This is a genomic window from Larkinella arboricola (assembly GCF_003259745.1).
Taxonomy (GTDB): Bacteria; Bacteroidota; Bacteroidia; order Cytophagales; family Spirosomataceae; genus Larkinella; species Larkinella arboricola.
Map to the genome: position 1 here is coordinate 1 of NZ_QLMC01000007.1, position 23,761 is coordinate 23,761.

Below are 23,761 nucleotides of genomic sequence, written 5' to 3' on the forward strand. Positions count from 1 at the left end.
CAAACCAAAACGGATCCGCAGTGATAACGGCCCGGAATTTATTAGCCAGGCCTTGCAGGATTGGTGCAAAGATCAGACCATTGAACTGTGTTGGATTGAGCCGGGTAAGCCCACGCAGAACGCCTATATCGAACGGTTTAATGGGACGTTTCGACGGGAGGTTTTGGATGCCCATATTTTTACCAGTATCAGGCAGGTAAGAAGAATAGTGGATGAGTGGCTGATGGAATACAATTCAGAACGCCCTCATCAGGCTTTGAAGTTTATGACGCCGGTCGAGTACCGACAGGCGGCTTAATTCCAATCAAAACTGGCTTACTATAGGGGGTAAGGACACCATCATCTTTAACTAAATTAAATTTGTTGATGAAATTATTTTTTATTATAATATTGTTACCTTCAAAACGTATTGCTGAATAGCCTGCATTTACAATGGTGTTCTTTTCAATAAGATTGTTAGAGCCACGTAGAATTAAGGCTTGATACGTGTCGTCGCCATTGTTACCTAGACCATTAATAATTCCAGTATTTTTAATGCTATTATTTCTTATTATAGTGTTATCGGTAGATAAAAAAAAGATACCATTATTGCTAGAATCTAAAATCTCAGATTCCTCAACCAATAAAGAAATATTGTTTATACCTACAGCACCATTAATTCCAGAGCGTAAATTGCAGTTTCTAATCGTAATGTTTTTGGATCCATAGATATCAAAAATGTTATTATTAGCACCTTCTATAATTAAGTTTTCAAATTTTATATAACTCTTTTCCCAAACTTGAATAAGTGTATTAATTGATGCTGCTTTAATGATTTTATTGCTTGGGCTTAAGTTACTATTCAAATAGATATACACTTTCTTTGAATTTTCATTAAAATACCATTCTCCTGATTTATCCAGAGTAGCGAGATGGTTCTGAATGAAATAACCAAAGTTGTCTTCGGCTTGATAATGAGAGGAGCCGCTGTACGTGAGTGATGTACCGGAATGTTGAGTAATTGTACCTCGATCAAGAATCCATCGATTTTTGCGAATAACAACCTCAGCGCCTGTCCAATTTTGATTAGAGTTTAACTGATTATCCGTGATTCTTGTGTTGCCGATATGACTTTCGTAGGTTAAATATCCTTTGTTCGCTGCGTCAACATTCGGATAGCGGCCCATAGGCTCAACTTGTCCATTAATAGTAAGAATGTTGACAGAGTTGGTTAAGTCACTGTGGGCAGTTTCCCAGATACCATTACCCCGGGAAATCCAATTGCTCAACTTTATAAATCCGGAGACTATTGGCTTACTACCCGAACCATAATCTGCAATTGTTATAGGAAGGTTGGCGGAACCCGACTTTGACACAATAATCTGTCCGAAAAATGTCTCCCCTCTCTTAAACAAAACAGAATCACCGGGCTGTAAGCTTGAAAAATATGAGTTTAGCTTTGAGATAGTCTTCCACGGAGTAGCCGGATTTCGGGCCTGCAAACTTGTTCGGGAATCATCTCCAGTCAGCGAAGAGAAATAATATTTCGCTGCCTTTAGCGAAGTAAAGCAACTTAGGAAAAGACCAAAGAAGAAAAGTCTTATGGAAATGATTTTCATTGCCTGCTTGCTGATTAAAGATCAGTATGTTATATCGTCTTCATTAGGCAGCAAACAGAATGCCAAATTAAGCCTTAAATTAATGATAAAGCTTTTAAACGTATGGCTAAAGTAGATGAGTTGAAGCTTTTGAATAAAAGTAGTTAAGTGAAATGCGGTCTCATAAGTACCCATAGATAGGTACTTATGAGACCGCAGAATTTAGCCTATGCAGTATCACTCCTCAATACAACACCCACGTATCCTTGCCGCCCCCGCCCTGTGAGGAGTTCACCACCAGCGAACCCTTCCGCAGCGCCACCCGGGTTAGGCCACCGGGAATCACGTTAATACCGTCGCCGTAGAGGATGTAAGGGCGGAAGTCGACGTGGCGGCCCTCGGTATGATCACCCACGATGGTCGGCACGCGGGAGAGCGAGATCGTCGGCTGGGCGATGTAGTTGCGGGGATTGTCCTTGATTTTTTGCCGGAACAGCTCGTGCTCCGCTTTGGTCGCTTTCGGGCCGATCAGCATCCCGTATCCACCGGCTTCGTTGGCTTCCTTCACCACCAGTTGCTCGATGTTTTCCAGCACATATTTACAGTCTTCCTCCTCCCGGCAGATGTACGTCTGCACGTTCGGAATGATGGCTTCCTCGCCCAGATAATACTTGATGATGCGCGGCACGTAGGCGTAAATCACCTTATCGTCGGCCACGCCGGTGCCGGGTGCATTGGCCAGGGCCACCCGTCCTTTTTTGTAAACCTCAAAAATGCCCGGAATACCGATCAGCGATTCGGGATTGAAAACGTGCGGGTCCAGGAATGTATCGTCGATCCGGCGGTAAATCACATCGACGGTCTGGAAGCCCTTGGTCGTGCGCATCTTGACGTAGCCGCCCGATACCACCAGGTCGCGCGAATCCACTAACTCGACGCCCATTTGCTGAGCTAAATAAGAGTGTTCAAAATACGCCGAGTTGTAAATACCGGGTGTCAGCACCACCACCGTCGGGTCGGGGCGGTCGGCGATGTGTTGCAGCAGTTGCAGCAGCCGCGTGGGGTAATCGGAAACCGGCCGGACACCCGTGCGCGCCAGCACTTCCGGAAACGTCTGCTTCGACAACTCCCGGTTTTCGAGCATATAAGACACGCCCGACGGACAGCGGAGGTTGTCTTCCAGCACCATAAACTGCCCGTCATCGCCCCGGATCAGGTCGGTTCCGGTAATGTGGCACCAGATGTTCTTGGGCGGTTTCAGGCCCATGCAGGCCGGTAGAAAACACTTGCTCGACTCGATCAGATCGCGCGGAACAACGTTGTCGTTCAGAATCTGCTGGTCGTTATAGATATCGTGAATAAACATATTGATGGCCTGAATCCGTTGAATCAGACCGCGTTCGAGCCGGTTCCACTCCTCCGACGGAATGACGCGTGGAATAATGTCGATCGGCATGATGCGTTCCGTGCCTTCGCCTTCCGAATACACGTTGAACGTAATGCCCATCGACATCAGCGCCCGCTCCGCTGCGTGTTGCCGCCCAATCATGTCTTCACGACTCAGTTGCTCAACCCGTTGCTTAAAGGGTTCGTAGCCGGAGCGTACCTGACCATCCGCCGTGAACATTTCATCATAAAAGTTTTCGGTCTGATAGTCAGCAAATGAAAACGAGTTACCCTGCGATTGTACTTGAGTTAGGTTTCCTTGTGATTGAGATTGAAATTGCATACGCGGGCTGGTAATTTTGGCGAATAAACGCTTTTGATTGCAATAATATACAAAATATTCTATGGTTGACGTTAAAGAGTAGTACTTTACTATTTATTTTCCGTGAAATCGATTTTTGCGATTCCACTTAATAACTGCTTCTTAATTTTTGTAAACAACACGTATCTTTGAAGGACTCAGCGTTGCACAATAAGTTTGCATCACTTCTATCTGGCATTGAATGAGAGTACGGTACGGTCGTTTATTAGCAACATGGGTTTTATTAGGAACGGTTTTTCCCGTTAAAAGTCAATATTTAATGGGTATCTCCAATAGTAATTATGGAGGCACCCATTCTGTGTACCGGCATCCGTCCGAGGTGGCCGATTCCCGCTACCGTTTTTACCTGAATCTTGCCGCAGCCGATGCATTCGTTGCCACCAACCAGGCTCGATGGGTGGCACCCTTTTCAATGATCCGGTATGTAACCGGCAACGTACCGGCCGAATACCACCGCGAACGGGGTCGCAGTCTGGGCCGAACCGGTTTTATGAAAGAAATGCAAAACGGCCGCGATAAGCGGTTGACAATGGGCGGAGAGGTACGCGGCCCCGCGGCCCTGCTGACGCTCAGCGACCGGTTTGGAATTGCCGTTTCTTCCCGAATCCGGACGGTTGTTTCGCACCGCAATACGTCGGAGGCCACCGCCCGTCTGATGCTGTTTGGAACCCAGATTCCCGAACTTCGCGGCATCATTAACGAAAGCCAGCACGGAATGGCTAACGTCAACGGCTTTGCTGAAATGGCGTTTACCTTCGGGGCCGTCCTGCTCGATAACGATGATCAGGTCTGGAAAGCGGGCCTGACCGTTAAGCGCAATGTCGGCTTCTACAACTCCCATATCCGGGTAGACAACGGGACGCATCAGATCGTTCGGGACCCGACCCAGAACGGTTTTCAGGCCCTCGAGATCGAGCGTTTCAACGGAAAATACGGCTACACTACTCAGGAAGCCTTTCAACGCGCCAGCATTACGCCGGGCTGGCTTTTTGGCAAGCAGTCTGCCGGAGCGGGCTGGGGCTTTGATCTGGGGATGACCTACGAATACCGTCCTGATTACCGGAAATATACATACCGGGAGAAGGGCGAAATTCGCCGTGATCCAACTAAAAATAAGTACCTGTACCGCATTTCCGCGTCGTTGGTCGATATTGGCGGGGTCCGGTTCCGCAACCCGGAACTGGTTAATATGTACCCGGTTTCGGTGACCAACAAAATGATTACGTATCACACGTTTCTGCCCGTTAAGCAACCCGATGACGTTCATGAACGTATTGTCAGTTTACTCGATTTGCCGCTGTCCGACCGGACCACTTCGTACCGTTCCGGATTACCGGCGGCTTTGAACGTCAGCGCGGATTACCAGTACCGGGAGAACTTATACGTTGGCGTTTTATGGACGCAGAGTCTGGTTTCACCGAATGCAACGGCCATGAGTACGCCCTCCATGCTGGCCGTTGTGCCGCGCTGGGAAAGCCGTTGGGCGGAGGTGTCAATGCCCATTGCGCTTCAGGATAATTATTCGATGCCGACCATTGGGCTGGCGCTGCGGGTCGGGCCGGTATTTGCCGGAACGGATCACCTCGGCGGGCTGGTCAACATCGGCAATCCGCGCGGAGCCAATCTTTACGCCGGGGCGGCCATTCCGCTGTTTCGCCGGGGGCCCCGCAACCCCAATGACTGTTACTTCCCCCCGCAGGAAGGCGGCTACTGGAAACGGTGGGGCAGAAGACGCTGATCGTCATTTTTCAAAACACTGCGGCTTCCTGCTCATCAAAAGCCCGAAAGATCTTATTTTCCCGCCTGAAAAACAGGCATTGAGCCAAGCGAAATCCAGCTTGTTACCAAACTGCCGATGCTGTCGTATATCCATAAGCGTTAGGCAGTTCGGGCACAATGCCGGACAGAAACAGTACCGGGCCGGAGCGTCAGGTTCCGATTTTCAGGACTTACCCCGTTGATTCGGTTAAAAAGAAAAAAGCCGGCAAAAAGCCCTGCCAGCCATCTCTTTGCTCGTGCATATCCTAGTTGCTATAATTGGACAGCATAGCCGTAGGAATACCGATTTCAATGGTGTGGGATACCTGCGCCGATCCGCCCACGAGTAAACCCGTAATAAGCCCTCGTTCCGTTTGGAGCCGGGCCGTCAGCAGACTGGGTGAGGGCGGCTGCATCAGGTGGCCCTGTTCGATGAGCAGCGTCGTCTTGCGGAGCTTGAGATAATCGTACAGATAACACGCGAGCGGCCCAGCCGCCATGCCCGTTGCGGCTTCCTCCGGGATACCGTAGGCTGGAGCAAACATCCGGGCCCCGGCGTCACGGTCCGGCTTTTGGGTGTCGGGCGAAAACACATAATAGCCCACCAGACCCAGCCGTTCGCTGATGTGTTCGATGGCTTGCAGGTCCGGTCTGATCCGCTCGACAATTGCCGCCGACCGGACCGGAATAAGCAGAAAGGAGTTGCCGGTATTGGCTACCAGCGGTAGTTGATCGTCGAGTAAATCAGTGGATGAAAGGCCCAGCGATTGCAGAACCCGCTGAGGAGTCACCTCCGCATCCAGCAAATCCGGAAATTGGTAGGTGGGGGCGGCCTGTTCCATGAAAGCCCGTGTGCCGTCCATATACACCGACCGGGGGCCATCGACGGTTTCCCGCGAACTGTGGGTTTTGGTCAGAATACCCTGCTGGGCGAGGTACGAAAAAGCCGCGATGGTGGCGTGACCACAATGGGCAATCTGACGGACAGGCGTGAAAAATTCCAGGTTGAAGTCGGCCACGGCAGACGCCGAGACAAAAGCCGTTTCGGAAAGTCCTACGCGGGTCGCAATGCGTTGTTTCGTTGCCTGATCGAAGCGGTCGGCGTCGAGGACAATACCGGCAGGATTGCCACCTGTGCCGCCGTCAACAAAGGCAGTGACAACGGAAATGGTTACTGTTTGCATGGTATTAGGGAAGTCTTGTTTAACAGATGGAAGTGCTGGTTACAGGAACGGTGACCCGACGCGTCGGGCCACCGTAAACTAAAAACGCAAACCATACCCGTTTTCCTGTTCTTAGTATGTATACGTGGCGGTTAGCTTACCACCCGCTCCGCTGGTTACGCGCTGGGTTGGCAAACCTTCCGCATTGTACGCATAGTCAACCGTCTCGCGGCTGATTTCCTTTCCGTCTTTGGAGCGGACAATTTTGGTGTGGTAATTATTCGTCCGGAACGTTACCGCAGGCAGGAAGGGGGTGGTTGCCATCAAATTCTCCACGTGCTTCTGATTGTCGTAATCCTCAAACGCGAACGTCAGTTCCAGGACATAACCGCCGTCGGGCGCAACGTTGTAAAAATCGCTCATCGTGGTCAGGTTACCCTTGCCATCGTACTGGAACGTCCGGCGCAACGCGTTTTTGGAATTTCTCGATTTCTGATCGAGCTGCACCAGTTGCCCCGCAGCCGAATAGCGATACGTGCGCGATACCAGCAGGGTGCCGTCCACGGCGAACTCCTCCGTGCGATCAACCTGATTGCCGGTGTAGTGATACAGCGTGTAGGTCGTGGCAATCTGCTTGTTACCCAGATAAAGCGTCTGGTCGATCCGGTTCAGGCGCTGGTCGGCGCCGTATTGCAAACTGTAAACCGTACGCTTCACGTCGCCCGTTCCCTGGTTGTACATATACTGACTGGTATATCGCACCGGCGTACCCTTGGCATCATATTGGACTTCCTGAAAATCGAGAGCCGAATAGCTGATTTTCATACTTTTATACACGCTAACCGGATCGCCGGTACCGGTTGAATCTCCCGGTTTGGGGTCCGCCGGTTTTCCGGGATTGGTAGTCGTTGTATCAACCTGTGGTTTGCCGGGCGTTTTGACGGTATCCGCCGACGGCTTGTCCGAATCCCCCGGATGGGGAGCCAGTTCGGTGGCCGAACGGTTACAGGCCGCTACGGTCAGTGCCGCCATAATCACCAGCGCAAATTTGCCAAGAGGCTGTCTGGGCCGGACGGACTGCGGTGTGGATGAGTTACTCAAAAGAAATTTGGTTGTTTTCATGATTTTTTGAGGTGTGTATTCAATATTCAGGTATTGTTTTCACCTGATGACTCCTGTACAGAAAGCGCGCTTTCTGTGAAAATGTAAAACCACCTACGTCGGGAAAGTTGCTGCTGCGTCTTCGTGCACGCTGACCGAATCCGGATCCGTTGTGGAGCGGAGGCACTTCGGGCAGGTGCGGTAGAGCAGCGGGCAACGTCGGCTGGCGGGGAACCCGGCGGGATTCTTTCGTCTGATTTCCTGACAGGTCGAACGAGATGGCGTGGATAACGGTATGGTTTGCATCAGCTTTCTAAGTTAGCTGCCGTAAAATTGAGCGAAGACAGCGGTAGCCGAAAACGATTCATTCATCAACCCGCACGAAACGGTTACGAACTGTTAGTTTTTAACACTTAAGCAGTAGCCTGTCAAATTCCCTGTCTTCCAGATTGGTGCGCTAGGGCCGAGCCTGTCTGTGATTTCACGTCCTGGTTCGGCGGTTTATTCGGCAGGGGCAGCGTAGCAGGTAAGTGCGGAACGGTTATTTCCGGTTCAGTACCGAAACGTTCCAGTCGGGTGGCGTTTTGACCCAATTCGTCAGCGGACTCTTTCGGATGAGAAGCAAAGGGATCAATTTTGCTGACAGTCACCACGAAATACGATGAAACGCATTCTCTTTACCATCAGCTTCCTGCTCACGGTTTTCGGTAGGCCGGCTTACGCGCAGCGGTATTCCAATGCCGTTGGAATCTCCGTCGGTACGCTCACGCTCCGGATGCTCGATCAACAGGCGTCGCCGTTGCGGTACCGGGGCACAATTCGACCCGTATTTGGCTTACGCTACGGTCACGCGTCGGACCGTTCCCGGTTCAATCTCCGTTTATCGGGCGGGGCCGGTTCCATGAATCCCGAACGCTTCGGTTCCCGCTCGTACGCCACCCCGTTTCCCGACGGCAAAACGTTTACGTATGACGTCTCATCGGTCTTTTACAGCGCTACCATCGAAGCGGATTACCTGCGCCGGGTCAGTTTGCCCGACAACGCCACGGGTAGTTTATGGGTGGGCGGGGCGTTGCAGGAATCCATGTGGTATGCCGATGAAGTGGCCAATTTTCCGTGGGTTATGAACACCGCAACCGTGGCCCCGGTGGTGCAGTATGACTACCCGTTTCAGCCCCGGCATACCTTCACACTCCGGGTCGATCTGGCGGTATTTGGCCTGATTACCCGCGCCATTTACGCTAACTTTCCGAAATCGACGGATGATACAAACGTGGGTGCGTATTTTAAACAGGGCACCCGAACGGCCACTATCAACAAACTGGGAAATGTCAATGTGCAACTGGGGTACGGTTTCCGCGTGAATTCCCGCATCAGCCTCGGGGCTTTCTACCGGGTCCGGTACCTGAGTTACCCGTTACCCCGTCCCATCCGGGCCGTCAGCAGCACCCTGTCGCTGGAAAGTGAGGTACGGTTTTAATGTCAAAAACAGCATCTATCCTTCATGAACAACAGCATGAAAACGAAACGGTTATCTACTTTTCTGCACCTCCTGATCCTGGCCGGACTGGCCGCCGTAGAGACTTCCTGCACCCGGCAACTGATTGGTCCCGATGCGCCCAACACCCCGGTTGCCAATTTTGACCAGCTCTGGGGCGAGTACGACCGGATGTATGGAGCTTTTGAACCTAAAAAAATCGACTGGCAGGCGGCTTATCAGAAATACCGTCCGCTGGTCCGCGACAACATGAGCGATGCCGAACTGCTGAAGGTGATGACGCAATTGCTGGACGTGCTGGACGATAACCACGTGTACCTGCGCCCAACGACCAACACGAATCTGCCCTGGTATGCGGGCGGTATTCTGGCCCGGACCCAAGTGGTGGATTATGACGGCGGGGTAGTGAAAAAATACCTGATCGAAACAAAAACATACGGCAATGATCTGATTTACGGTAAATTGGCACCGACGGTGGGCTACCTGCTGCTGAAAGGATTTGAAAACAACATTGCCTATTACCCGAACGCGATGGACTCGGTGCTGGCCTACATGAAGGAGCTGAAAGGCGTTGTGATTGACCTTCGCGACAACGGTGGGGGCGAAGACCGGGTGGCCCAGTACGTCGCCAACCGCTTTGCGACGGAAAAACACGTATCTTTCACGGCCCGGCTGCGGAATGGCCCCCGGCACACCGATTTTGGTCCGGAACTGCGGTTTTACACGCAACCGGAAGGCCGTTTTCAATACACCAGGCCGGTGGTGGTACTGACCAACCTGACCTCGTACAGTTCGGCGGAAACATTCATGCTGGCGATGCTTCAGAATAAAAACGTCACGCAGGTGGGCGACGTAACCGGGGGCGCTTTTTCGGATGCTGTCGAGCGGGAATTGCCCAACGGCTGGAGTTTCCGCGTCCCGATTGCCGACGTCCGCGACGCAAGCGGCAAAAACCGGGAAGGCATCGGAATTACGCCCAAAATTGTCGTGAAAAACAAACCGGAAGAGCTGAAAGCCGGTCGCGATAAGGCGCTGGAAAAAGCAATAGAACTCATTCTGAATTGAGATTACCGGTGGAGTAACGAAATTTCCTAAAGGCGATGTCTCGCTACGGGGCATCATTTTACCCGGCGAAATTCCGGTTCAAGACCCTTTATCCCGTGGAAAGATTAAACGACAAGTGGTTGCGGCTGGCGGGTATTCCGCTCGTCGCGTTCTTCGGCGACTGGATTTTCTACGACGAAATCAACCGTCGGCATGGGCAGTCGTTCTGGCTGGATGTGGTTGTCGGTGTTTTGGAAGCCTCGCTGCTCTGGACCGTTGCCCGTTACGGTATTCTTCGGTCGCGACGGCGGTTTCCGGCGCTGGGTCAGACGCGCCAACGGATTGGTTTTCAGATTGGATGGTTTCTGGTAACGACGGCTTTGTTTCGGTTCGGAACCAGTTTGCTGTACGATCTGTCGCTTCTGTGGGGCTACCATTATACGCCCATGCGCTATGTTTATAACATTGCTGCCGGTATTTTCTGCATCATTCCAATTGCGGCCATCTATGAAGGAATTTACCTGTACCGGCAGTGGAAAGTAACGTATTACGAAGCCGAGGAATTAAAGAAAATCAACCTGCAAACACAGCTGGAGTCGCTCAAAGAGCAGGTAAAACCGCATTTTCTGTTCAATAGCCTCAATACTTTGCAGGGGCTGGTGCTGGAAGATGAGAAACAGAAAGCCGTGTCGTTTATCGGCAATTTGTCGCACGTTTACCGGTACCTGCTTCAGAGTAACGAGCAGCCGTTGATTTCGCTTGAGCGGGAACTGGAGTTTGTGCGGGCGTACATCGACCTGCTGAAAACCCGTTTCGAAAATGGTCTGAATCTGCTGGTAGAAGTGGCCCCCGACCTGCTCGACTACCACCTGCCGCCGTTGACCCTTCAGATGCTGGTCGAAAATGCCGTTAAGCACAACGTCGTGTCGTCGTCGTTGCCGCTGACGATCCGGATGTACAGCGATGCGGGCCATAATCTGATTGTGTTGAACACCTTACAAAAGAAAAAGGCAACCGTGCCATCCAACAAAACCGGTTTGGTCAACATCTCCGCCAAATACCGTCTGATGAACCAGCCCGATATTGTGATTCAACAGACGGACACCCATTTTCAGGTAATCGTACCGTTGCTGAAACCCGAAACCGTATGACGATTTTAATCATTGAAGACGAAACCATTGCTGCCCGTCAACTCAAAAACATGGTGCTGAAAGCCGAAGCGGACGCCGAGGTCGTTGGGGTGCTGGACGGGGTGGCCACGTCGGTGCAGTGGCTGAGCAGCCATCCGGCACCGGACCTGATTCTGATGGATATTGAACTGGTCGATGGGCAGAGTTTTGAGATTTTTGGCCAGGTGGACGTGAAAAGCCCGGTTATTTTTACGACGGCTTACGACGAGTTTGCACTCAAGGCCTTCCGGGTCAACAGCATTGATTACCTGCTCAAACCCATTGAGGAAACCGCCCTGCGCCGATCATTGCTGAAGTTCAGGCAGTTGAAAGAAGTGTACGGAGCGCCCGGTCCGTTGCAGCAAATTGAGAATCTGATCAGCGAGCTAGGGCGTCGCGCCATGCCTGCCGGAACCTACCGCGACCGGTTTCTGGTGCGGCAGGGCCAACGGCTGATTCCGGTGGGGGCCGGGGAAGTCGCCTATTTTTTCAGCCAGAATAAAGCTTCTTTCATCCGAACGTATGACAACCGGCTGTTCCACCTCGATTATACGCTGGACGAACTGGAAGAAAATCTCAATCCGCAGCACTTTTACCGGGCCAACCGGCAGTTTATCGTGAGCCACAAAGCGGTGGAAAAACTGCATTTTTATTTCAACAACAAGCTGAAAGTCGAGTTGCGGCCCGCGGTTGAGGAAGAGGTACTTGTTAGCCGGGAGAAGGCGACGGCGTTCCGGCGGTGGCTGGGCGAGTGAAAACATACCGGCGGACTCTCGTCCGGGTTCTTTCAACAGTACGTTCAGAAGAAACCCGGACGCAAATCCGCAGCTACGGTATTACAGAATAAACTGGCTTAAATCCCGGTTTTTAACCAGGGAATTCAGCCTTTCAGAAACCATTTCTTTGGTGATAACAACCTTTGAATTCGCACCAATGGCGTCTGGAATATCAAACATGAAGTCGTTCAGCAAATGGCTCATGACGGTTTGCAACCGGCGCGCGCCGATGTTCTCGACTTCCGAATTAACCTGGAAGGCAATCCGGGCGATTTCGCGCAGGGAATCTTCGTTAAACGTCAATTCCACATCCTCAGCCGCCAGCATGGCCACATATTGCTTCGTCAGCGCGTTTTTGGGCGCTTTCAGGATCTGGAAAAAATCGTCTTCCGACAAACTTTGCAGCTCCACCCGAATCGGGAAGCGGCCCTGCAACTCTGGAATCAGGTCTGACGGTTTGGCGACGTGAAAAGCCCCGGCGGCCACAAACAGAATGTAATCGGTGTTGATGCTGCCGTATTTGGTGTTGACGGTGCTGCCCTCCACAATCGGGAGCATATCGCGCTGTACACCCTCGCGGCTGACGTCCGGTCCGCCCGAACCACCGCCCCGGCTGGACGCAATCTTGTCGATTTCGTCGATGAAAATAATCCCGGTATTTTCGGCTTTGCGGATGGCCTCGTCCTTCACCTCATCCATGTCGATGAGCTTGGCGGCTTCTTCTTCGAGCAGGATTTTCTTGGCTTCGGCAATGGTCACCTTGCGCTTTTTACCGCGCCGGGGCATCATTCCGCCAATCATTTCCTGGATGTTCATCATCGACAGTTCATCGACCGTGCCGCCGATCATCCCGATATTGGGAGCCTGGTTCTGCTGCACATCAATCTCAATTTTGCGCTCGTCCATCTCACCGTTGCGGATTTTCTCCCGAAACCGTTCGCGGGTTCGCTCATTCAGTTCGGCGTCCGAGTCGGGCATATCGTTTTTGTTGGCGGGCTCGTCGAGCACAAAACCGGTGGGCTGTTTGATCGGCGGAATCAGAATATCCAGAATCAGGTCCTCCACAATCTGGAGGGCGCGGGTTTTGACCAGTTCTTTTTTGGACGCTTTAACCATATTCACCGACTGCTCGACCAGGTCACGCACCATGCTTTCCACATCGCGGCCCACATACCCGACCTCCGTAAACTTGGAAGCTTCTACTTTGGTAAACGGCGCATCGGCAATTTTAGCCAGCCGCCGGGCAATCTCCGTTTTCCCAACTCCGGTTGCCCCAATCATCAGAATGTTGTTGGGCGTAATTTCCCGCTGCATCTCGGGCGTACTGTTCATCCGTCGCCAGCGGTTGCGGAGGGCAATGGCAACGTTTCGTTTGGCATCGTGCTGACCAATAATGTACTGATCGAGTTCGGCAACGATTTGGCGTGGGGTTAAATCTTTGAGTTCTTGCGTCATAGTAAATGGATAATCAACAACGAAGAATGAATCAGAAACGGTGCGGCCGGATTTAGAGAAGTCCTGCTCCCGGGAAGATCGGATTCATTGTTCATTAACAACAAAGAAACGTAGGAAACGGCAATTCTTGCCCCCATTTTCCTATTTTTTTGGCAAAATGCGGTCGAGGTCAAGCCGGACTGTTAGATAACTGCTTCCGCCGACGGCGGGTGTTGCCAGCGCCCGGGCGTAGGTCAACTGGAACCCTGTTGCCTGAATGGCCGCACCAAACGAAAACCCGGCTGCTCCCGACCCCGTTGCCAGTTTGCCTTCCTGCCGGCGCAGGTGGTTATAACCCGCCAGCAGATTGACGTTGCGGTGAATCAGAAACTCCAGTCCGACGGCCAGGTGGCGCATGATTTTTTCCGGAACCGCAATCCGGCGCGGAATCGGATTTCCATCCAGATCATACGTCACGTTCTGCGCCGGGTCGTTATAAACAATGTCGAACCGATGCAGGTGATGAGCCGTCAGGGTGGCACGGATGGGCAGGTGCTCCGGTCTGACGGTTACACCGGCCTGTAGATCAAACGGTAAATCGGGCGATCCGGTTGCCTGACCAGGCAAATAGCTCTTCAGCCGAAACCCCACATTTTTGGCTACCAGTCCGAACGTTAACTCTTTTTCGGGATGCCGCCACGTGCCGCCCAGATCAAACAGAATCGCAAACGCCGAGTAGGTCTCAATGGAGGAGCCAACGGCTTTTAGGGTCGCCCCGAGGGTGAAGTTGCCTTCCGTGCGGGCGTGCGTCAGACTCAGCGCGTAGTCGTTTGCCGTAAACGTCCCAACCGGGTTGCCCAGTAAATCGGTCTGCTCAAACGAACCGTAACTCAGGTACTGCAACCCGGCAGCCCAATATCCTTTGCTCCGGATGGGTAAACCGTATTGCAACCCATAAAAGCGGGTGTCGGCAAAATATGGCACAAACGACAGCGACAATTGATTCCGCCCGGACGAATCGAGCAACGCCGGATTTTGCAGAAAAAACAGGGCCTGCGGCTGCGTATTCGATGCGGCCACACCACCCAAAGCCGCTACCCGGGCATTGGTCGGAATGCGCAAAAAGCTAAAACGATCCTGTCCGCCCGGCGGCTGGGCGTTCGCAAGAGCAGAAAGTAACGCAAAAATCGCTGCGAAACAGGCTTTCAAGGGCGTTTGGTTTGCGGTTTCTGAGTAGGCTCCTCGCTGAGACGAACGGTCGAAGCCAGCCGGAACCGTAATCGGAAAGCCGTAAAGCTACAAAACATACCCCAATTTTATTCCCAGCGTCCCGCTAAGCCGTGAACCCGCCTGCCCGGCGTCCCAGCCAAACACCGAACCGGTGGAACGAACGATGTTGTCGTTACCATTGGCCGGATTACTAAACCGGAAGAGGCTTAAAGTCCGGAAACCCAGCCCCATATAAAAATCCAGAAGCAAACGGTTTTCACCGGGAATGCTCAGTACGAATTGGCGGCCGAGTTTGAAATGAGCGCCCCAAACCGTTCGGTACATCGGGAAGGTACCCTGCTGGAAATAGGCGCAGGTTCCGTCCAGACATTCCCGACCCACGGCGGTCGTTTCCAGCACCGTGAGTTGTTTGAAAAACGTTTCGACGGCAATGTAGCGGCCAATGGGTGGGGTGGCATAATGCGGTCGGCGGTTGCTCCGATACCGGCCCGAATACCGTCGCCACTCAAGCCGACCGCGCCAGACTTCAAAGTCATCATAGTCGTCGCGCCGGTATGGATACAGGTTGAGAGCCTGCCATCCGTAGCCGAATTCGGCCTGAATGGCGTGTTTTCGGCCTAAAAGCCGTTCAGCCCCGAACTGAATCGTGTTGTCGAGATCAATCAGGGACAGCGGAGCAAACTTGACCACCCACTGCGGAGGACGGTTCAGAACGGGCGTCAGCGTATCGGGCAGAACCCGTTGGGCCAGTCCGTTCAGCGAAAAAAGAAACAGCAAGACGAGTACTTTGCAAAAACGATCCGCCATCAGTTTTCAATCGGAAGTTTACTGAGCAGCGTCAGGCGTTGCGACGAATCGTAGCGGTACTGGAAGATACCGTCTTTTCCGGTGACGATCAGCACCGAACGGTTGGGAATTACGTCGTAGGAACGAATGTCGTTAAAGGTTTTAATGAGTTTGAGGTCAACCGGATCGGTGGCGTCGAACACCTTCAGGCCGGAATCGCCTTCGGAAACAAACAGCAGGTTACCGTCGATGCCCAAACCGTGCGGATTGATCATCGGGATGGAGTTGACCTGCACCGGATATTCCAGGTTGCTGATGTCGACCACCTCCAGCCGGTTGGGGCCGGTGTTGCAGGAGGTGCCGCTGCGAAGCGTGACGTAGGCATAATTGCCCTGGGCTACCACCGGGTCGCAGCTAAAAATGTGCCGGTACAAAGCCGTCTGCTGCGGTTTGGCCGGGTTGTTCAGGTTCATGATGTACATACCGGTCTGAGTACCGATAAAAAGGTGGTTGTTGTACGGGAAGATGGTTTCCACCCCAAAACCGAGCGATGTTTTGCCGAGGCTGCTGGGGTTGTCGCTCTGCTGGATGTCGTACACTTGCAGGCTGTGCTGATTGACCACGTACAGGTGATTGCCCGCAATGGCAAACCGGGCCATCGAGCCTCCCGTTCCGCTGCCACCGCCGGGGTTGATCGTTCCGCTGTCTTTGTTGGCCAGTTCGGAGCAACCCGTCAGGGCGGTGAGTCCGATTAAGATACCGTATAAATAGCTTTTCATGGGGCTGACGGTTAACGGAAGCATTTCGGATTGGTGAGCCGGGCGGTTTCCCAGCGGACGACGACGCCTTTTTCGGGATCGGCGCATTCAAACGGCACCCCCCGCTGCGAGGGGTAGGAGGGATACGGATAGGCATCCTTGATGCGTTTCAGAACCGTTACCTGGCGGGGATCGGCGATGTCCAGCGCGACCAGATCAACCGAGTTATCGACGTACAGCACCTGATCCTTTACGGCCATATCGATGTTGCCCGGTACGGACACAAACGAGATTTTCTGTGGTTTGGCGGGGTTGCTGTTGTCGATGATGTGGACGCCCCTGCCTTGTTCGTTGATAAACAAATATCCGCCTTTAATGTATATCTTACCGGGATTCTTAAGCGGTTGCGGCTCCAGCGTTTCAATGGTGCGCACATCCTCATAGGAGGCATAAACCGGTCGAAGCCCCTGAACCTGCTGGGCCGTATCGACTTCGGTATTGGTTTCGCAGCCGAAAGCCGTCAGCAAAAGCAGGGAAACGGTCAATTGTTGAACCAATGAAGGATAGGACAGATGTTTCATAAAAGCCGCTGATTGGTGCAACTATGATTCAAATTTGGATAAAAACGTTGGATTTGCCAGGAAAAATTATTTTTGTCACATTACTTTCAACCGGACCCCGTGCATGAACGCAGAAATTAAGTCAGCTAAAACCGAAATCCTGGATCGTAAAAATGCCGAAGCCGAGCTGGGCGGAGGGCAGAAGCGCATCGACGCGCAGCATAAAAAAGGAAAACTGACGGCCCGCGAGCGCATCGCCCTGCTGGTTGACGAAGGCTCGTTTGAGGAAATTGGCAAGTTTGTCATGCACCGCACCCGGGATTTTGGCTTGGACAAGGAGCATTACCTCGGCGATGGCGTGGTGACGGGCTACGGTACGGTCAACGGTCGGTTAATTTACGTGTTTGCGCAGGATTTTACGGTTTTCGGGGGCGCTTTGTCGGAAACCCACGCCGAGAAGATCTGCAAAATCATGGATCTGGCCCTGAAAAACGGTGCGCCGGTAATCGGCCTGAACGATTCGGGCGGGGCGCGGATTCAGGAAGGGGTGTTGTCGCTGGCCGGATACGCCGATATTTTTTACCGCAACACACTGGCGTCGGGCGTCATTCCGCAGATTTCGGCGGTGATGGGGCCGTGCGCGGGTGGGGCAGTGTATTCTCCGGCCATCACGGATTTTATTCTGATGGTCGAAAACACATCCTATATGTTTGTGACGGGGCCAAACGTGGTCAAAACCGTCACGCACGAAACCGTTACGGCGGAGGAACTGGGCGGGGCCAGTACACACAGCACCAAGTCGGGGGTGACGCACTTTGCCTGCGCCAACGAACTCGAGTGCATTCAGTACATCAAAAATCTGCTGAGTTACATTCCGCAGAACTGCGAGGACGATCCCATCCGGCTGCCCTACGAACCCGCCGACGAACTGCGTCCGAACCTCAATACGCTCATTCCCGAAAATCCCAACCAGCCGTACGACATGCGCGAGGTGATTGAGGAACTGGTCGATGCGGGCAGCTTTTTTGAAGTGCATCAGGCGTTTGCCGAAAACATTGTGGTTGGTTTTGCCCGGCTGGCGGGGCGCAGCATTGGCGTAGTGGGCAACCAGCCTGCGGTCCTGGCCGGGGTTCTGGACATCGACGCCAGCACCAAAGCCGCCCGGTTTGTCCGGTTCTGCGACTGTTTCAACATTCCGTTGCTGGTGCTGGAGGACGTTCCCGGCTTTTTACCCGGCACCGATCAGGAGTGGAACGCCATCATCACAAACGGCGCCAAACTGCTCTACGCTTTCTGCGAAGCCACCGTGCCGCGGGTGACGGTCATCACGCGCAAAGCCTACGGGGGCGCGTACGACGTCATGAACTCCAAGCACATTGGCGCCGATCTGAACTACGCCTGGCCGACCGCCGAAATTGCCGTGATGGGTGCGAGTGGGGCCGCCGAGATTATTTTCAAGCGCGAAATTGCCGAAGCCGACGATCCGCAGCAGCGTTTGCAGGAGAAGGTACAGGATTATACCGAAAAGTTTGCCAACCCATACCGGGCGGCCCACCGGGGGTACATCGACGAGGTGATTTATCCGGATCAGACCCGCCAGAAGCTAATCCGGGCGTTCCAGATGCTGGAGAATAAAGTGGCAACATTGCCGAAAAAGAAACACGGGAATATTCCGTTGTAAGTTGGGGCCGTGGCCGGAAATACATAAAACGGCCGGACCCCTCATAAATTTTATTACCTTTTCAGTAAAATAATCTGCCGGTCCGTAGGGGGATTTGATCAATTGAGTGTCATAGTTCCAGTTGCAGAGGAGCGGGTTTGAAAAAGAGTGGTAGATTTGTCACGAAAAAACTGACGCAACTCCGTGCAACTTACCGATCAGGAATTAATTCATGCGATACGACTCGGCAACGAGCCCGCGTTTGAGGCCGTTTTTCGGCAGCATTACGCGCCGTTGTGCCAGTACGCCCGCACATTCCTGCACGATTGGGACGATGCCGAAGAAGCCGTTCAGGCGGTGTTTCTGGCCATCTGGGAAAAGCGTGACAGCCTGGAAATTACGGTTTCCCTGAAGTCGTACCTGTACCGGTCGGTACACAACCGCTGCCTGAACCGCATCCGGCATTTGTCGGTCCAGGCCGAACACCGGGAGCAGGCGGCCTACGAAGTGGAACTGTTTCAGTCGTCGGAGGCTCCGATGCAGTCGATAATCGCCGATGAGTTGTCCGACCGCTTGCAGGCCGCCATTCAGCGGCTGCCCGAACAATGCCGGTTGATTTTTCAGATGAGCCGATTTGAGGAAATGAAGTACCAGGAAATTGCCGACCAACTGGGGCTTTCCATCAAAACCGTGGAGAACCAGATCGGTAAGGCCCTGCGGATTTTGCGAACGGAGTTGGCCGATTATTTGCCGGCTTTGTGGTTATTGTTGTGGTTTGAGTAACGAAACAGAAAGTGAAAGAAGTGACGTAGACACCCAGTCGCGGTAGTAACGGGTCCGGTCTTTGCGCCAGTGTCTTAGCTCTTATAGTCGATAAAATTAAATGCCTGATCAATCCGAAAACCGAATCGACGACGACCTGCTGGGTAAATACCTGGCCGGGGAGACCGATGCTGCCGAGTCGGAACGGGTACGGCGCTGGCTGGATCAGGATCAGTCCGAACGGCAGGAGTTCGACCGCTTTGAGCGAATCTGGAACACCGCCGGTCAGTTAAAACAACGGCCCGAACCTCCATCCATTCCCGTCGATACGGATGCGGCCTGGCAGAAAATGCGCTCCAAAATGAGCCCGCCCGCCGTGGCGGGTCCCAAGCCGCTTGAACTCGCTCCGGAGTCAGCCGCGCCCGAACCCGTCGTGAAACCGTTGCCCGTAGAGCCATTCCGAACCACCCGAAACCGAAGCTGGTGGCAGTCACCGGCCTGGGCGGTGGCGGCTATGGCCGTTCTGGTGTCGGGGTTGCTGTGGGTGTTGCTGCAACAAACAAAAACCGAGCCGATTGCCGACGTGGCCGCGGTGACCACCACCGATAAAATCGAAAAAATTCTGCCGGATGGGAGCACGGTCCTGCTCAATAAAGACAGCAAACTCATCTATCCCGAACGGTTTGCCGCCGACAGCCGCGAGGTGCAGCTCACCGGCGAAGCCTTCTTTGATGTAAAGCCCGATCCGTCGAAACCGTTCCGGATTCGCGTTCGTAATACCACCGTTCAGGTGTTGGGCACGTCGTTCAGCATCCGGGCATATACCGATGACGTGCGGGTGGCCGTCCGGACCGGAAAAGTGAAGTTTTCGGCCCGAAAACAGGAAATTACGCTGGTCAGAAACGAACAGGCCGCTTTCGACGCAAAGAAGGATACGATCATCAAAGCGCCGAAATTCGATGTCAATGCCATGACGTTCCAGACCGGGAAACTGGTGTTTGATAATGAGCCGCTGAGCAACGTCATTAAAGCCCTCAATGAAGTTTATCACGCAGACATTCATCTGGCTAATGCGGAGATAGGGCAGTGTAAGGTTAACGCCAGCTTCGAAAATGATAGTCTGGAGGACGTGTTAAAAACGACTGCCGAAGCAATGCACCTGAGCATTCTGCACGATGGAAATCGTATCATATTGAATGGAAAGCCATCATGTAAGTGAGGCATAATGGCTTTGGCCGAACTGTCTGCGTAGGGGTAATGGCTTTTTAAGGAGTCATTAGCCCGAATTGTATGACCACATCAAGATGTACCCGATTCGTATTTTACTGTTCTTGTTTTGTTGTGCCCTCATTCATCCGGCCAGCGCCCAATCGACCCCTCCGCTTGAACGGGTGGTGTCGGTTGACTTTGCCAATGAGCGGCTCGATAATGCGCTGAAAATCATCGCCGGCAAGGGCCAGTTTTCGTTTGCCTACAATTCAACCATTATTAACCCCAGCAGTACCCTGACCTTGCGGACAACCAATACCGTCCGGGCCATCCTGAACCAGATTTTTCGCGGAACGATTACCTACAAAGCGCGCGGGAACCACCTTATTTTGCAGAAAGCCGAAGCACCGGAACAAGCGCCGAAAAGCTTTATTCTGGACGGCTACATTACCGACCGGCAAACCGGTCAGAAGGTCAGTCAGGTGAGTATCTACGAAAAAACCACCCTGGCGTCCACGGTTTCAAACCCATACGGGTATTACCGCATCAAACTATCGACGGCTATCCCGTCGGTGAAGCTGGAGGTGCGCCGGAAGTATTATTTTGCGGAAACGGTGACGATAAACGCCCGGCAGTCGCACAAACTCGACATTGGCCTGACGCCCCTGCCCACGCAGGCCCCCCTGCAACCCCTGACCGCCCGCACATCCATCGACACCACCCGCCCTGCGGTTATTGTGCCGCAGCCCGTCGCCGTCGCGATTCCCGTGGATTCAACCCCGTTGCCCCGCTCCCCGTCGCCGGGGCCGACCATCTGGGACCGCAGTAAATCGGTACTGACCGAAACCACAGACGAGTTTGCGGATTGGTTTAAGACCACCCGGCAGGCCATCCACGACGCCAACTTGGCGGGCGATACCATTTACCGGGATATGCAGTTCTCGCTTTTTCCGTTTGTTGGAACCAATCATACGCTGAGTGGCCGGGTAATCAACCAGTACTCGTTTAACCTTGTGGGCGGCTATTCAATGGGCATCCGGACGCTGGAAATTGGCGGTTTTCTGAACATGGTCGGGGGGGATATGAGCGGGGTGCAGGTGGCCGGTTTTGCCAACGCGATTGGCGAGAACATGAACGGGGTACAGGTGGCCGGATTTTTCAACGGAGTGCGGAAAGAGGTCCTGGGCGTTCAGGTGGCTGGTTTTGGCAATACCGTGATCGGGAAGGTGCAGGGCATTCAGGCAGCCGGTTTTTATAACATGACGCTCGGCACGATGCCGGAAAGTATTCAGGCGGCTGGTTTTGGTAACATTGTGCTCGACGAGATGAGCGGTTTTCAATTGTCCGGATTTACAAACGTGGCCGCCCGCTCGATGACCGGGTTTCAGCTCACGGGCTACGGCAACATCACCGGCGGTAACATGACGGGTTTGCAACTGGCCGGTTTTACCAACTTCACCATCGGTGAACAGCGCGGCTGGCAGATCAGCGGGTTTATGAACTACGCCGGGAGGATGGTTCGGGGGCATCAGTTGGCCCTGATCAATCTAGCACAATCGTCGGAAACGACCCCGTACGGAATATTCAGTTACGTTCAGGAGAATGGTTACCGGCGTCTGGAAGTATCGACCGATGAGGTGATGACAGCCAATCTGACGTTTAAAACCGGCGTTCGGCGGTTCTACAATATTTTTACGGGGGGCTCCAACCTGGGCGAAGCCGGAAAACCGCTCTGGAGCATCGGCTACGGCTTCGGCACGGCGGTAGACCTGAAGCGCGGCTGGATGCTGAATTTCGACCTGACCGGCCACGTGCTGAGCGACGTAGACCGTTATTACTGGGATGCCTGGAACACGCACCTCCGGCTGGAAATGGGCATTGAGAAAAAACTGTCCCGGCGGCTGGCGCTGGTGGTGGGCCCGTCGGCCAACTTTTTCATGAGTGATTACTACCGGACCAAACCGGCTACCCGGATTGATGTGCCGCTGTTCAGTACCTCCGATAACATTTTCAGCGTTTTTTCGACGGGCTGGGTCGGCTTCCGGGCGGGTTTGCGGATCTGCAATCCGTAAGGGACTCAAAAAAACAATCCGTGGGGTGGGATTTGTCGGCTGTTTTTGTTTGGTTTGAAAAATCGCACATCAATTTTCAAATCGAATGACGGAAGCAAGTAAGAATTTCCTTTACGCATACCTCAATAACGCTTCCCCTACGGGTTTTGAGTCGTCGGGGCAGCAAATCTGGCTGGATTACCTCAGACCCTACATTGACGAGTATATTGTTGATACCTACGGGACCGTTGTTGGGGTCATCAACGGCGGTACGGATTCGGGCGATCAAAAACCGTATAAAGTGGTGATTGAAGCGCATTCCGACGAAATTTCGTGGTTTGTTAACTTCATTTCCGACGACGGGTATCTCTACGTCCGGCGCAACGGCGGCTCCGATGCTCTGATTGCTCCTTCCATGCGGGTCGATCTGCACACGGCCAATGGGGTGGTCAAGGGCGTTTTTGGCTGGCCGGCGATTCACGTTCGGGATCTGGCCAAAGATGCGGCTCCGAAAGTAACGGATCTGTTCATCGACGTGGGCGCGCAGACCAAACAGGAGGTGCTGGACATGGGCATTCACGTTGGCACGGTTTGTACGTTTTCCGACGGCCTGTTTGAGTTGAACAACCGCTACTACGTGGGTCGGGCGCTCGACAACCGCATGGGCGGCTTCATGATTGCCGAAGTGGCGCGTCTGCTGAAAGAAAACGATATCAAGCTGCCTTATACCCTGTACATTGTCAATGCCGTGCAGGAGGAAATTGGTCTGCGGGGCGCGGAAATGATTGCCCGCCGACTCAAGCCCGATCTGGCCATCATCACCGACGTAACGCACGATACGCAGTCGCCAAAATACGATAAAAAGGAGCAGGGCGACCTGAAAGCCGGGGGCGGGCCGGTGATTTGCTACGGTCCGGCGGTGCAGAACAAGGTGCGGGATTTCATCATTCAGGTGGCCGAGAGTAAAGAGATTGCCTTTCAGCGCCAGGCCGTCAGCCGCTCGACGGGCACGGATACCGACTCGTTTGCCTACGCGTCGGAAGGCAGTGCATCGGCCCTGATTTCCCTGCCGCTCAAGTATATGCACACCACGGTTGAAACCGTACACATGGACGATGTGCAGGCCGTTATCAAACTCATCTACGAAACCTTGCTGGCCGTTCAGGGGAACGAAGATTTCCGGTATCTGAAATAAACAAGTAACGAGTCCATTCCGGGCCGCCGGGGTTGCACCAGCAACTTCGGCGGCTTTTTTATGCGGGTTACTGGACACACCCCACCCTGCAAAGGTTGACACTGGATACCCCGGATGCACGGCTTTGTTTTCACCAGACACAGACCACACAGTCGAATTTATAGCCATTTCCTCATCCCAACGGCCCGAATTCGGGTTACTAATGTTACCGGGCTTTTACAAGCGTAAAAATCCCGTTATTAACACAACCATTGGCCCATAA

Annotated in this window: 20 protein-coding genes; 11 read left to right on the forward strand and 9 right to left on the reverse strand. The window is 53.2% G+C overall.

Annotated features, from left to right (window positions below):
• Positions 1-298: integrase core domain-containing protein (locus LX87_RS23805; RefSeq protein ID WP_146624543.1), on the forward strand; the 298-nt coding region annotated here is incomplete at its 5' end.
• Here the strand turns inward: LX87_RS23805 and LX87_RS23810 are convergent.
• Positions 264-1,598, reverse strand: a complete 1,335-nt coding sequence (locus LX87_RS23810; protein WP_111630813.1) for a right-handed parallel beta-helix repeat-containing protein — start codon at positions 1,596-1,598, stop codon at positions 264-266. The two genes, LX87_RS23805 and LX87_RS23810, sit on opposite strands and share 35 nt — an antisense overlap.
• Positions 1,599-1,821: 223 nt before the next feature.
• Positions 1,822-3,306: a circularly permuted type 2 ATP-grasp protein gene (locus LX87_RS23815; RefSeq protein WP_111630814.1), complete on the reverse strand. Its 1,485-nt coding sequence runs from the start codon at positions 3,304-3,306 to the stop codon at positions 1,822-1,824.
• 298 nt (positions 3,307-3,604) lie between these two features.
• Here LX87_RS23815 and LX87_RS23820 point away from each other — a divergent pair, with 298 nt between their 5' ends.
• Positions 3,605-5,083 (forward strand): DUF5723 family protein, encoded by a 1,479-nt coding sequence (locus tag LX87_RS23820; RefSeq protein WP_111630815.1) that lies wholly within the window; start codon positions 3,605-3,607, stop codon positions 5,081-5,083.
• A 286-nt stretch (positions 5,084-5,369) separates the two neighbouring features.
• Here the strand turns inward: LX87_RS23820 and LX87_RS23825 are convergent, their stop codons facing one another.
• Both LX87_RS23825 and LX87_RS23830 read right to left on the reverse strand, forming a co-directional pair.
• Positions 5,370-6,287 (reverse strand): PhzF family protein, encoded by a 918-nt coding sequence (locus LX87_RS23825; protein ID WP_111630816.1) that lies wholly within the window; start codon positions 6,285-6,287, stop codon positions 5,370-5,372.
• A 111-nt stretch (positions 6,288-6,398) separates the two neighbouring features.
• On the reverse strand, positions 6,399-7,388 hold the full coding sequence (locus LX87_RS23830; RefSeq protein WP_111630817.1) for a hypothetical protein: 990 nt from the start codon (positions 7,386-7,388) through the stop codon (positions 6,399-6,401).
• Between the two features lie 640 nt (positions 7,389-8,028).
• Between LX87_RS23830 and LX87_RS23835 the strand changes: the two genes are divergently transcribed.
• The 4 genes from LX87_RS23835 to LX87_RS23850 all read left to right on the forward strand — a co-directional run bounded on the left by LX87_RS23835 (position 8,029) and on the right by LX87_RS23850 (position 11,833).
• The gene (locus tag LX87_RS23835) at positions 8,029-8,847 is read left to right on the forward strand and encodes a hypothetical protein (RefSeq protein WP_111630818.1); all 819 of its coding nucleotides are present in this window, start codon (positions 8,029-8,031) and stop codon (positions 8,845-8,847) included.
• 36 nt (positions 8,848-8,883) lie between these two features.
• Positions 8,884-9,930: a S41 family peptidase gene (locus LX87_RS23840; RefSeq protein ID WP_111631035.1), complete on the forward strand. Its 1,047-nt coding sequence runs from the start codon at positions 8,884-8,886 to the stop codon at positions 9,928-9,930.
• Positions 9,931-10,025: 95 nt separating this feature from the next.
• Entirely contained in the window at positions 10,026-11,060 is a 1,035-nt protein-coding gene (locus LX87_RS23845) for a sensor histidine kinase (RefSeq protein ID WP_111631036.1), read from the forward strand.
• A complete protein-coding gene (locus LX87_RS23850; protein ID WP_111630819.1) occupies positions 11,057-11,833 on the forward strand; it encodes a LytR/AlgR family response regulator transcription factor in 777 nt (258 codons plus the stop codon). Before LX87_RS23845 ends, LX87_RS23850 begins: the two co-directional genes overlap by 4 nt.
• Before the next feature lie 81 nt (positions 11,834-11,914).
• On the opposite strand, the gene hslU is transcribed toward LX87_RS23850, so the two are convergent.
• The 5 genes from hslU to LX87_RS23875 all read right to left on the reverse strand — a co-directional run bounded on the left by hslU (position 11,915) and on the right by LX87_RS23875 (position 16,643).
• Positions 11,915-13,309, reverse strand: coding sequence for an ATP-dependent protease ATPase subunit HslU (hslU, locus tag LX87_RS23855; RefSeq protein ID WP_111630820.1), 1,395 nt, complete (start codon positions 13,307-13,309; stop codon positions 11,915-11,917).
• 141 nt (positions 13,310-13,450) lie between these two features.
• A complete protein-coding gene (gene porQ / locus LX87_RS23860) occupies positions 13,451-14,497 on the reverse strand; it encodes a type IX secretion system protein PorQ (protein WP_146624544.1) in 1,047 nt (348 codons plus the stop codon).
• A gap of 87 nt (positions 14,498-14,584) precedes the next feature.
• Positions 14,585-15,325, reverse strand: a complete 741-nt coding sequence (locus tag LX87_RS23865; protein ID WP_111630821.1) for a hypothetical protein — start codon at positions 15,323-15,325, stop codon at positions 14,585-14,587.
• A complete protein-coding gene (locus LX87_RS23870) occupies positions 15,325-16,083 on the reverse strand; it encodes an LVIVD repeat-containing protein (protein ID WP_111630822.1) in 759 nt (252 codons plus the stop codon). The genes LX87_RS23865 and LX87_RS23870 overlap by 1 nt, the downstream gene beginning before the upstream one ends.
• 11 nt (positions 16,084-16,094) lie before the next feature.
• Complete coding sequence (locus tag LX87_RS23875; RefSeq protein WP_111630823.1) at positions 16,095-16,643, reverse strand: LVIVD repeat-containing protein; 549 nt, start codon at positions 16,641-16,643, stop codon at positions 16,095-16,097.
• A gap of 103 nt (positions 16,644-16,746) precedes the next feature.
• Here LX87_RS23875 and LX87_RS23880 point away from each other — a divergent pair, with 103 nt between their 5' ends.
• The 5 genes from LX87_RS23880 (at position 16,747) to LX87_RS23900 (ending at position 23,499) form a co-directional block, all read left to right on the forward strand.
• Positions 16,747-18,303, forward strand: a complete 1,557-nt coding sequence (locus LX87_RS23880; protein ID WP_111630824.1) for an acyl-CoA carboxylase subunit beta — start codon at positions 16,747-16,749, stop codon at positions 18,301-18,303.
• A 183-nt stretch (positions 18,304-18,486) separates the two neighbouring features.
• A complete protein-coding gene (locus LX87_RS23885) occupies positions 18,487-19,065 on the forward strand; it encodes an RNA polymerase sigma-70 factor (protein ID WP_111630825.1) in 579 nt (192 codons plus the stop codon).
• A 100-nt stretch (positions 19,066-19,165) separates the two neighbouring features.
• Positions 19,166-20,263: a FecR domain-containing protein gene (locus LX87_RS23890; protein ID WP_111630826.1), complete on the forward strand. Its 1,098-nt coding sequence runs from the start codon at positions 19,166-19,168 to the stop codon at positions 20,261-20,263.
• 85 nt (positions 20,264-20,348) lie between these two features.
• Positions 20,349-22,325, forward strand: coding sequence for an STN and carboxypeptidase regulatory-like domain-containing protein (locus LX87_RS23895; RefSeq protein WP_111630827.1), 1,977 nt, complete (start codon positions 20,349-20,351; stop codon positions 22,323-22,325).
• Between the two features lie 85 nt (positions 22,326-22,410).
• Positions 22,411-23,499 carry a M20/M25/M40 family metallo-hydrolase gene (locus LX87_RS23900; protein ID WP_111630828.1) on the forward strand — a complete coding sequence of 363 codons (1,089 nt, stop codon included), beginning with the start codon at positions 22,411-22,413 and terminating at the stop codon, positions 23,497-23,499.
• Positions 23,500-23,761 lie beyond the last annotated feature (262 nt).